Source organism: Paenibacillus sp. FSL F4-0125, from assembly GCF_038008565.1.
Lineage (GTDB): Bacteria > Bacillota > Bacilli > Paenibacillales > Paenibacillaceae > Paenibacillus_AQ.
Genome location: NZ_JBBOZJ010000001.1, coordinates 2,339,148 through 2,350,961 on the forward strand (window position 1 = coordinate 2,339,148; position 11,814 = coordinate 2,350,961).

The window sequence follows — 11,814 nt, forward strand, 5'->3', positions numbered from 1 at the left end:
GACACTCTAGTTTCTTGAAAACAAACAAAATGCTCTCTAACTGCCATGATGGGCAGGGGAGAGCATTTTGTTCTATAACCTTCTAAGAGAAGGTCTTAATAGATAGACAGTTCTATGATCTCTTTTTTACAGGTTCCAGCAGATTTAATACATACTGACTTCCGCTGCCTTTTGGACTATCGTTACGGATATGCTCCTCAAGGCATAATCTTGAATCGTGGTCAGCCTGATAATCCAAGTTATTATCCAAATAACTCATTAATGCTTGCCATGAGCCGTAGATATCATCGCTGCTTTCCGTCATTGCATAGAGACCGCCATCGAACCGCATCTCTTTAAGCTGGCTTGGTATTTCTACATTTTCAGGAATGGAGGCACAAAATCCATAGCCATAAGGATTATTCTCGCCACTTGGATGCGGATGTGTATTCCCACCAAATAGACGTGCTGTCCCCAAGAGATGGTTAGCCTCTAACCATTCCGTAACAGGAGCCATTGCTTCATCCTCTGGAGATGTGCTGACTGCAATATTATAGGCAAATCTCATAGGCGGAAGTGTAATGAATCTTACATGGATAGGTGGAGAGTGTTTGATCGTTGTCATAGATAGAACCTCCTCATTCTTATTCGTAACATCTAATGAATTGGATGACTCTTCGTTCAACGCTAATAACAAAAGGTTAGTTATGGGTTCCTCCATACGTGCGGATATTAGTTGTAGGAAGAAACGGATTTCACGATCTTTTTGTGTGAGATCAGATTTCTCCTTATGAATTGAAGCAGATTGCTGAAGGAGTATTTCATATAAGGACTGAACGGACATGCTCTGTAGGACGGTACCGATATCCTTAATACTAATATCAAGTTTTCTTAAAAATGCGGTGATTCGAATAGCGAGTATTGCGTGCTCATCATAAATTCTCCAACCCGAGCTAGCCTCTCGGTGACTTTCAAACAATCCTTGCGCTTCCCAGTGACGCAACGTCCGACTCGTCAGTCCGATTTGCGTAGAAAGCTTATCAATAGTCACAAATCCACTCATAGACAACTCCCGTTCTATAGATTGATAAGGCGCCCTATGGAAATATTTTAGCACTTAACGTTACGTCAATTGCAATAGGGGAGTTATAGCCCGTGTATTCGACATAATTTACAATTCTCATACAAAACTGTGCCCGGTATTTAATGTACAGCTTCTACAATTTAGATATTAGTAAAAAGTACCTATTGCTATATGAGGCTTTATACGGAGGATGATAATGTTGAAGGCTAGGTCTATGCATCTATCAATGAAGTGGAAGTTGATCTTGAGTTTTTCTGCCGTGGTACTATTCTTTCTAGGGGTAGCGCTATACCAAAACTATAAAATCAATCAAGTAGAAATCTCTATGGAAACGCAAAAAATGGAGACGGAAAAAAGAATTACAGTATCCACTATTACTCAACTGCTTCAAGAAATGAACGGTGTGGAGACCTCTCTAGCGGGTTCTAGCGATTTGGAGTTTACTCAACCATTTAAGGACAAACAGACAAAGCTAATGGAAGAATTGGGCAAAGTGAAGTTTGAGGCAGATTCGCCAGCGTCTAAGGAGTTAGAACAATTATACAATCAATTTGGAGGATATACAGGTTATTTTGACGGATTAGTAAATACCATAAAGGACGAGCAGCTTGATCCTATGGCTGTTTTGGAACGGATAGATGAATTACATACGAAGGCATTGGCTATGAATAAGGCTATGCTGGAGACCAATGAGAAACTATATACCGCAGCAGCAGAGAACGCAGAGAAGGCTCAAGATTATTCTTTTGATTTATTAAATCTGACCAGTTCTATGGGAACCTATGCAGCAATACTAGTATTTATTTTCACAATTATTATTGCTGTTATGCTTATACGTTCCTTCTTGAACCCTATAAATAAGCTGCAAGCGGCTCTACGAAAAATTGCTGAAGGAGATTTGCGGCAGCAGATTAATTCGCCATATAACGATGAGTTAGGAAGTCTGAGTCATCATTTTGACCATATGGTATTGCGGGTACGAGAAATGCTTCAGCACACCCAATCTGTTGCTTCTTCGCTCGCGACTTATTCGCACTCGTTTCAACAATCTTCTTCGATTACCGCTCATACGAATCAAGAAATCGTAAGCACAATACAGGAGATCTCTGTAGGTGCTGAGCAGCAAGCCGGACAATCTGAGCAGAGTGCGGGCTTGATTCTGGAATTGGAACGGGAAGTTCATGAGATTACGGAATATACCGAGGTTATGCTCTCGACCAGTCAAACGGCTAATCACAATACTCGAAAAGGTTCCGAGTCCGTCATCGCTTTGCGCGAGGTATCGGAGCATTCACGTGAGTCTGTGAATAAGGTGTATCTTGCACTGACCAAATTGAGCGACCAATCGAAGGATATCTCTAGAATAACTAAATCGATTACAAACATTTCTAACCAGACCAATATTCTCTCTTTAAATGCTGCGATTGAAGCGGCAAGGGCGGGAGCTTATGGGAAGGGCTTTGCTGTCATAGCTGATGAAGTGAGACAATTATCGGATCAGACCAAAGAGTCCTCCGTACATATCAGCCAGATTATAAACGAACTACAAGCCGGGATGGATGAATTCCAGCAATATATGCTGGAGACCAAAGGAAACCTTGAAGAACAGGATCAAAAAGTGGCCGAAACGTTGTCATCTTTTGAAGCGATAGATCAGTCAATCGTTGAGATTAGTAAGCAGATTGGGCAAATTCATGACAAGGTAGATATGACACAGACCATGAATCGTAGACTTGCGGAGTCTGTTCATAACGTGGCGGCTATTGCTGAGGAAACTGCGGCAGGGGTTCAGGAAGTGAATGCCTCTAGCGTGCAACAGGATAATGCAATTCACGATATTGCCCGCCAAGCGGTTGAGATTAATGAGATTTCACAAAAATTATTCAAGGAAATTAACGTCTTCAAGATTAATTCGGATATAGTAGACGAGATTATCGCTGGAGATGACAGTGACTCAACTGGCGATGAAACGGCTGCGCCTGCGGAACAGTCCTATTTGACAATCTCCGCTTAGGGGAAGGTTTGATTGACTGCTCGCCTATCGGGAGCGACTTGATTCACACTAATTCTGTAACGTAAAAAGGTAGCTTAGAGGAGAGATTCTTCTAACTACCTTTTTTGCACGTTAAGTGTATTTAATGCAGCTATTAAAGGATGTGTTTTCCTTATAGAGTGTTTAGATGTACTTCGTGCAGTTATTTTCTCCGGGAAAGACTGTCAGTGGTGTTTAACTAGTTATTAATTGCACTGAATACAACTAAAGTCAAACATAAGCTTTGTTAGTGTGATTTAGTTGTATAGAGTGCAGTTATCTGAAATGCTCGCAGAGGTTTTGTAAAGTGAAAAAGCTACCAACTTCGTAGAAAATATCTACTTAGGGGTAGCTCTTATCGCATAGATGAATCACATCGATGAATGAGTGATGGGGGCTTGTATAGGATGTGCGTTATTCCACGCAAGTTTTGTTCAGGGAGCTAACTAGCTCTGGAAGCCAGTCATTTAGAAGGAGAAACTTGTAGCCCGCGTACTGGGCTTTTGTCGTATCCATAAACCAGGAGTGTTCAATTCCAAATGGCGACATATGCTCGTCATCGGTTTGGTTAAGGATAATGGCTTGCTTGTCTGTTTCTTTTTCAATCATTCTGAGAACATCCTTAACTCTAACCGTACCGTCTGAGCAAGCATTGATCGGTCCTGTCACAGTAGAACAGCAGCCTAACCAATATAGGAAATCAGCAGCTTCATCCGAACGAATAAAGGAGATAAGCGCTTCAGGATTCGGTATGCCGATAGGTAGCCCGTTACGGACATGCTCGATATGAAAATGAAGTCTTCGCGTATAATCATCTATTCCCAGCACAATTGGAAAGCGAACCGCAGCGACTGGGAAGCTAGCCTGCTGCATGAAGACGGCTTCTGCCAGTCTTTTTCCCTCTTGATAGGTGAAATCATTCCGTCCTCCATAGTGTATAGGGTATGTTTCAGGATCAAAATTCTCCTCGGTCAGGGCCTCTTCGCTGAAATCATACACGGATAGACTTGAGGTGAGAATGTAACGTTTTGTTTTACCATCAAAAATCCGGCGTGCCTGATCTGCTTCATCCGGTGAATAACAAATATTATCGAACACGACATCCCACAATGAATCTCTTACCGCCTGAGCGAGCTCGTTCGGTTGGAAACGGTCCGCATGGATCCGGTGAACGCGATCTCCAAAGGAATCGCTAGTTTCTCCGCGTGTCAGTATCGTTACGTCGTTCGCGGAATCCTGTAGCAACCGTTCAACTAATCTTTTTCCAAAAAAGCGCGTGCCGCCTAAAATAAGAATCTTCCTCATAATTTCACTCCTCACCAACTAATGTTAATTTGTAAGTCTAAATGAAGATTGTCGTTTGAATGCTGGAGAATTGTGCTTGAAATCGTTACGAAAAAAGATATGTAAGGGATTTATTGGTTTGATTGTACTTTGTGCAATAGAATTTCAACGATATAGAATAGAATCTGATTCTATTGCACTTTGTACAATCAAAAGATGAGAAATTGCCTTAAAAGCTACTTTTATAACGAATCTATTGCAGATCCTGCAGTAGATTCGTTTTTTAGCGTTGATTTCTTGGATGCTGTTGCACATTTTACAACATCACTAGCTCAAAGCTAAACTCACCCAACTCACCCAACTCACCCAACTCACCCAACTCACCCAACTCACCTATTTCTTCACACACCAAACGCGCACTTTTCAAAACTAATATTTGTTCGGTTATAACATAACGTATCGCATTAAGCTAAGCTACTGTGACATCACTAGATAGCGTTACAAAAGACTAAGCCACCATTCGCATTCCAGGCTCGGCATAATTCCAACCTGTGGAGCTGAATCCGCCAGACTGGAAAGGTTGAACGCTTTGGAAGCTCTGTAAGCTTTGGCTAGACACTGCCAATACAGCTTCCTGGTTTTCATCCGCGAGGACTAATGCGATAAGCTCGGTAATTTTCCCTTGTTCATAGGCAGAAGCAAGGTGATTCAGAGCAATTTGTAGTTCCGTGTCCTGCGGTAAAGAGGGACCGTCGGCTTGAAGAAGCTCTTGCCTTACGGCAGGAAGGGCTTGCCGGGCTCGATGTAGCGCAGCTTTGACGGCTCCTTCCGTGGTGTCGAGCATCTCGGCGGCTTCAATACCGGAGTACTCGAATACATCGCGGAGCAGGAACACCGCTTGCTGTAGGGGAGACAAATGCTTCTGCAAGGCTTGAAACGCAGCCTCAATCTCAAATGAGCCATAACCTGCTGCTTCTTCAGTCTTAGGTTGATCCATTTCCAGTAACCGCGATAACGTGGCTTTACGCCGTGTAATATCTATCCAGGTATTTCTGGCAATCCGCAGAAGCAATGCCTCGGGATTCGGGTGATTCGTTAGCGGGCTGAAATTCGTACGATTTGTATGATCTGTATTGTTGTTCATTTGACTTGTATCGTTCATTGGATGGGTTGGGTTATTTTCATTCGTATCGTTCATTTCGCTCTTCAGCTTCGTATGTTCGGAAGTCTTCAAATAGCCCAGTGCTTTGACCCAAGTATCCTGAGCCAAATCTTCGGCTTCCCATGGGGATTGTGTCAGTGCAAGGCAATACCGCTTCAGCGCCATTTGCAAAGACATGGTATGATTCTCATCCGGTTCATGGCCGGTGCTAAGCTCCTCAAGGCTGATCACACTGCATAACCCCTTTTCCGGTAAAGTGATTTCGGTTACTTCTAATAATAAACGAATGAGCGCTAAATTAAGATACGCAATAATAAAAATAATATTTTGTTCTCTTAACGTATCCTATCCAAAGACTAATCCGTTTACAGGGTAGATTTCAAATAAAATTAACGGATGGAGGTCGTATACACATGGCGTACATTCCTTATGTCATTGAACAAACGAATCAAGGAGAGAGATCTTACGATATTTATTCACGGCTGCTAAAAGACCGGATTGTGTTTGTAGGGGCAGAGATTGAGGATCAATTGGCGAATAGTGTAGTTGCCCAGCTATTGTTCTTATCGGCAGAGGATCCAGATAAAGATATACACATGTATATCAATAGCCCAGGAGGCTCCATAACAGCAGGATTCAGTATTTATGACACGATGCAGCTTATTAAACCGCAGGTAAATACGATTTGCACAGGGATGGCGGCTTCCTTTGGTTCACTTCTATTGTTAGCTGGGGCCAAAGGTAAACGTTATGCGCTGCCAAATAGTGAGATTATGATACATCAGCCGCATGGTGGAGCACAGGGTCAGGCCAGTGATATTGCGATTAGAGCTAAACGGATCTTGAAGCTAAGGGAAGTGCTTGTGCAAATTACAGCGGACCGAACCGGGCAGACGGTGGAAAAGGTACTACAAGATATGGACCGGGATTATTTCATGACAGCTGATGAAGCGGTAGAGTACGGGATTATCGACAAAGTCATCACAAATCTGTAAGTTGAAGGAGTGAAGCGGGTTATGCTGGAAGCTTTGCAGGGCAAAGAGGTAACCATTTATTTTGTAGATGGCTCTAACGCTAGAAAAGGTATTTTGGAAACGGTGAGTGAGAGGTTTATCAAATATCGGACAGAATTCGAAGAGCTATATATTCCCATTACTTCCATCTGTTCTATCACACTGGATAGTAAAGGACGAGAACGTGCACGAGTAGGATTTACACAATAACCATTATCAGATTTAAAAATAGGGTTAGGGGAAGTTTTCCCTAACCCGTACTTTCCCGAATCGCCAAATAATGAGCCACATTGGCATGATGTTGAATACCGGTCTCCCCTTTAATCAACTTGATTAAGGTTCGAGTAGCGGTCATTCCAATCTCCGTTCCGGAGTATTCCACTGAGGACAGCTTGGGCCGAACGACAGAAGCGATAAAGCTATTATCGAATCCGAACACCGCAACATCCTCTGGCACCCGTATACCGTTATCGATCAGGAAATTCATCGCTCCAACAGCCATCCAATCTGTGGAGCAAAAAACCGCAGTAGGCAGTTCCCCGCTATCCTTGATCCGGCGCATTGCGTCGCTTCCATCTTCTACGGCCATTCCACTTTCTACTACCCATTCTTCTCTTAAGGAAATGCCTGCATCCATAAGCGCTTGTTGATAGCCGCGATATCGATCGCCACCCACTGCGTTATCTCCAGATACCCGGATCATGCCGATCTTTCTATGTCCTTTCTGAATCAGATAAGTAACGGCTTCATAGGAAGCGGTAACATTATCCAGATGTACAGAAGGGATCGAATCAATCTGAGATTGTTCTCCAACTAACACGCAAGGTGACCCGGATTTTTGGATAATCTCCAAGTGCTCCTTGCTCGGAACCGAGCCTACATATATATAACCCTCAGTCCCCATATGGTGGAATAAGTTCAAATAATGAAGTTCACTATTCACACTTCCGTCTGTTAATCCGACCAAAACATCATAACCATATAGCTCGGCGAGATCACGTATGCCAATATTGAAATCGTCAAGCACGGTATTACTGTTCTGCGGAATAATGACACCTATCAGAGGTGTATCCGATCTACCTGCATCTGAACCGATGACATTCGGACGGTAATTCATTTGTTTCATGGCTTCCAATACACGCTTACGAACTTCCTCGTTTACCGGTTTGCTGTTGTTGACAACCCTTGATACGGTAGCTATTGAAACGTCAGCCATTTTGGCTATATCTTTAATTTTTACCTTCAAGAATATCACCATAACTTTCCAAGCTTGTATTCGTTCTAGAATATATCGCAAGCATATCATGGATAGCTCCAAGAATCCAAAAGATTGTTATTGACCAGGAAAATAAAAGATCCTATAATGATCGCATAGGAAAATAATTTCCTTGAATAAACCCTAAATAGATAGTTTTTTAGTCGATAATCTTAAGTTTTATTATGAAAATCACTAATTCGTGAATTAAGTAGGAAAATATTTTCCTGAGAGGGTATATGAATACGAAGGAGCTGCATACATTGAACAGAACATGGTGGAAAGAAGCCACAGCGTATCAAATTTACCCACGGAGCTTTATGGACAGCAATGGCGATGGTGTTGGAGATCTGCAGGGGGTCATCTCAAAACTTGATTATTTACAGGACCTTGGCATCAATGTTATTTGGATCTGTCCTATTTATAAATCCCCGAACGATGATAATGGATATGATATTTCAGATTACCAGGATATTATGGCGGAGTTCGGCAGTATGGCTGATTTCGATCAGCTATTAAGCGAGGTTCATGCGCGGGGCATGAAGCTGATTCTGGATCTTGTCATTAACCATACTTCAGACGAACACCCTTGGTTTGTTGAAGCACGTTCAAGCAAGGATAATGCTAAACGTGATTATTATATTTGGAGAGATCCTAAGGACGGAAAGGAACCAAATAACTGGGAGAGTATTTTTAGCGGTTCGGTCTGGGAGTTCGACCCTGCTACAGAGCAATATTTCATGCATGTATTCTCCAAAAGACAGCCTGACCTCAACTGGGAGAATCCTGAAGTACGTCAGGCATTGTACGGTATGGTCAATTGGTGGCTAGATAAAGGGATCGACGGCTTCCGAGTGGATGCTATTTCACATATTAAGAAAATTCCAGGTCTTCCTGATCTGCCAAATCCAGATCATCTTCCATTCGTTTCATCCGGTGCAGGTCATATGAACCGGGAAGGAATTCACGATTTTCTTCAGGAGCTGAAACAGGAAACATTTGATCGTTATGACATTATGACCGTTGGTGAAGCGAGTGGTGTTAGTGTCGATCAAGCGGAAATGTGGGTAGGCGAGGAGCAGGGCAAATTCAATATGATTTTTCAATTCGAGCATTTAGCCCTTTGGAATAAGAGTGTTACGGGTGGCTTGGATGTTCTGCAGCTGAAATCAGCACTTTCCCGTTGGCAAAAAGGTCTTGAAGATAAAGGCTGGAATGCACTCTTTATCGAAAATCACGATCAGCCGCGTTCGGTTTCAACTTGGGGTAATGATGGCCAGTACTGGAAAGAGTCAGCTAAATCACTGGCTACGATGTATTTCTTAATGCAAGGAACACCGTTTATTTTTCAGGGTCAAGAAATTGGGATGACCAATGTAAGATTTGATTCGATGGATGATTATGATGATGTGGCGATGAAGAACCTGTATCGTTTAGAGACAGAAGCCGGAAAATCACATGAAGAAGTCATGGAGGTGATCTGGAAGAACGGTCGCGACAATTCTAGAACGCCAATGCAATGGGATGACTCTGAGAACGCTGGTTTCAGTAGCGGCAAGCCTTGGATGAAGGTCAATCCTAATTTCACGGAGATCAATGTGGAGCGTGCGAAGCAGGACCCTGATTCCATCTATCATCATTATAAAAAGCTAATCGCACTTCGGGCCGCTAATCCTATTACCGTTTATGGAACCTATGATTTGATCCTGCCTGAAGATGAACGAATCTACGCTTATACTCGTACACTTGGCAATGAGAAATTACTGGTCATGTCAAACCTGACTTCAGAGGAAGCACTGTTCGACCTTCCGTTTGATTTGGAATTTGACTCCAGTGAGTTGCTGTTGAATAACTATGAAGTTGACCCTGCCGAGAAGATCGAGACAGTGGCATTACGCCCTTACGAATCTCGTGTGTATATGCTGGTTAACGCACCTGTAGAGCAAGAGGCAATTCTTGAGAGTGTGCCTGCAACAACGGTTTAATTATTTTAAATAAACGCAAGAATGCCCCTCGGCCAATGGCTAAGGGGCATTCTTGCGTTTATTAAATATCAATTATTTGCTCTGTTCGCCATTATCCGTAGCAGATAAATCCGGCCGTTGGAGAATATAACTATTAGACATATTCAGGAGCCGCTGAACGGCATCAAATTGCGTTTGTGTCGAACCGCCCTCAGTTTCAGAGCCATCGATTAGATTATAGTTATTTCCATCATTGTAATCGACACCAGTCAAGTACAAGCTTGTGTCATTAATAAAAGAACCAGTAGGAAGAAAATGTCTAACAGGTAGCAGATTGGTTTGTTGATTCATCAGATCTTCTCCGAAGTGGAGCTGGTCCTTCATAGAAATCCCTAATAGATTAGCTACTGTTGGTAAAATATCAATCTGACCGCCGGTTTGAGTGTACACAGCAGGTTGATCTATGCCTGGGGCATGAACAATGAAAGGAACGTTGAACATATCGGTATATCCATACTCGTGTCCGACCATTTCCTCCATTAATGATTTCTCATTGCCGCTAAGGGAATACAGGGATACACCTTGATGATCTCCGTAAAAGACAATAACACTATCTTCCCATAACCCGCTGGATTTCAGTTGATCTAGAAATTGTCCCATAGCGTAATCCGCATAATTTTGGGCTAAAATATAGTTGCCGACTAAGGTTCCTTCGTACCGTTTAGGCAGCGTCATCTTATATTTTGATTCAGGCATTTTATATGGGTGATGAGCACTCATAGACATGACCATCGCATAAAAAGGGTTGTCTTTAGCATCCATTTTGATTAATTCAGGAACCGTCTTGGCAAATAGTACCTCATCGGAGGATCCGAATGCGATATGATCATCATCTCCATAGAAGGACTGATCGTAATATTTATCAAAGCCTAGCACCTTATATAAGGTTTTGCGGTTCCAGAATTCTACGCTATTGGTGTGAAAGGTGGCCGTGTTGTATCCATTAGCTTTCATCAGCTTGGGCAGGCTTGGAAGTTCCTTAGTCATATAATTGGAGGAAGTGGCTACTTCGTGATGAGGAACATATAGAGAGGTGTTCACTACAAACTCTGCATCCGATGTTGTTCCTTGCCCCGCATTCGTATAGAAGTTATTGAAATAATGTTCACTTGCTATAAGTTTATTTAGATTTGGAGTTACTTCTTGTCCGTCAATGCTTAAACCAAGCAGGAAATTCTGAAAAGATTCCATTTGCACTACAATAAGATTCTTACCTTGAGCCGCTGCCCAATACTTTGGAGAGACTGGCTCCGTAATTCCCTTTGTAGCGTCCACAGACTGCTGAGTAATTTCTTTACTGTCGATCATTTCTTGCTTTTCCGTGGTGTCGGCAAAAATGGTATATACCTCGTAATTGAGAATCCCCATACTCTCTGCCTTTTTATTCTCGTTCATACTTGCGTGATTCGGCCAAACATTAAAGACACAGATTGCAAGAGATACGCTAATGATCCCAAGTAAGGCGATTCGGTTCATGCGTCGGTTCATGCCTCTTTCTTTCCAGATCGCAATATATTTCGGACGGAACATAAAGAACATGAAGACTACAATATCCACAAAAATGAACAAATAGTAAGGATCCAGCAAGGAGTACGTGCTTTCTCCGACCTTGGTTACCTTATCTGCTTGTTCCAAAGCATGGTAAGTAGCAATTACACCGTAATACTTGTAATACATCAGGACGGCAAAATAAATCACTGAAATTAATAAGTTCGCAATCATGTAATACAGAAACTTCCGTTTGGAAGCCATCCACTCAATGAGTCCAAAGACGATAAAGAAGAACGGGATCTCTGTGAGCAGCATGCTCCAATTAGGGCCGTCACTAAAAACCACGAACCAGGCCACTGCGCATTTTAAGAGCAGGATGAAGCTAAAGATTAGAAAGGGCTTATTTTTTATTTGAAAATCTTTTTTCATTCGTTATCATCCTCTCTGGTGCAAAACACACTAAAATTCTGCATAACCCTGTATGTTGTGG

The 11,814-nt window shown here is 42.4% G+C and carries 9 protein-coding genes; 4 read left to right on the forward strand and 5 right to left on the reverse strand.

Features of this window, described 5'->3' with window-relative positions; translation table 11 throughout:
• Positions 1–112: 112 nt before the first annotated feature.
• Positions 113–1,042, reverse strand: coding sequence for a MerR family transcriptional regulator (locus tag NST74_RS09920; protein WP_341111803.1), 930 nt, complete (start codon positions 1,040–1,042; stop codon positions 113–115).
• A gap of 247 nt (positions 1,043–1,289) precedes the next feature.
• Here NST74_RS09920 and NST74_RS09925 point away from each other — a divergent pair, with 247 nt between their 5' ends.
• On the forward strand, positions 1,290–3,077 hold the full coding sequence (locus NST74_RS09925; protein WP_341111805.1) for a methyl-accepting chemotaxis protein: 1,788 nt from the start codon (positions 1,290–1,292) through the stop codon (positions 3,075–3,077).
• 432 nt (positions 3,078–3,509) lie between these two features.
• On the opposite strand, the gene NST74_RS09930 is transcribed toward NST74_RS09925, so the two are convergent.
• Together NST74_RS09930 and NST74_RS09935 are read right to left on the reverse strand one after the other, a co-directional pair.
• Positions 3,510–4,400: an NAD-dependent epimerase/dehydratase family protein gene (locus NST74_RS09930; protein WP_341111807.1), complete on the reverse strand. Its 891-nt coding sequence runs from the start codon at positions 4,398–4,400 to the stop codon at positions 3,510–3,512.
• A 487-nt stretch (positions 4,401–4,887) separates the two neighbouring features.
• Positions 4,888–5,718 (reverse strand): RNA polymerase sigma factor, encoded by an 831-nt coding sequence (locus NST74_RS09935; RefSeq protein ID WP_341115864.1) that lies wholly within the window; start codon positions 5,716–5,718, stop codon positions 4,888–4,890.
• A gap of 236 nt (positions 5,719–5,954) precedes the next feature.
• On the opposite strand from NST74_RS09935, the gene clpP reads away from it, so the two are divergent.
• Together clpP and NST74_RS09945 are read left to right on the forward strand one after the other, a co-directional pair.
• Positions 5,955–6,536 carry an ATP-dependent Clp endopeptidase proteolytic subunit ClpP gene (clpP, locus tag NST74_RS09940; protein WP_042126154.1) on the forward strand — a complete coding sequence of 194 codons (582 nt, stop codon included), beginning with the start codon at positions 5,955–5,957 and terminating at the stop codon, positions 6,534–6,536.
• A gap of 21 nt (positions 6,537–6,557) precedes the next feature.
• Complete coding sequence (locus NST74_RS09945) at positions 6,558–6,764, forward strand: hypothetical protein (protein WP_341111810.1); 207 nt, start codon at positions 6,558–6,560, stop codon at positions 6,762–6,764.
• A gap of 40 nt (positions 6,765–6,804) precedes the next feature.
• On the opposite strand, the gene NST74_RS09950 is transcribed toward NST74_RS09945, so the two are convergent.
• Entirely contained in the window at positions 6,805–7,812 is a 1,008-nt protein-coding gene (locus tag NST74_RS09950; RefSeq protein ID WP_341111811.1) for a LacI family DNA-binding transcriptional regulator, read from the reverse strand.
• Between the two features lie 260 nt (positions 7,813–8,072).
• Between NST74_RS09950 and NST74_RS09955 the strand changes: the two genes are divergently transcribed.
• Positions 8,073–9,794 (forward strand): glycoside hydrolase family 13 protein, encoded by a 1,722-nt coding sequence (locus NST74_RS09955; protein WP_341111813.1) that lies wholly within the window; start codon positions 8,073–8,075, stop codon positions 9,792–9,794.
• 72 nt (positions 9,795–9,866) lie between these two features.
• Here NST74_RS09955 and NST74_RS09960 read toward each other — a convergent pair whose 3' ends face one another.
• The gene (locus NST74_RS09960; RefSeq protein ID WP_341111814.1) at positions 9,867–11,753 is read right to left on the reverse strand and encodes an LTA synthase family protein; all 1,887 of its coding nucleotides are present in this window, start codon (positions 11,751–11,753) and stop codon (positions 9,867–9,869) included.
• Positions 11,754–11,814: the final 61 nt, after the last annotated feature.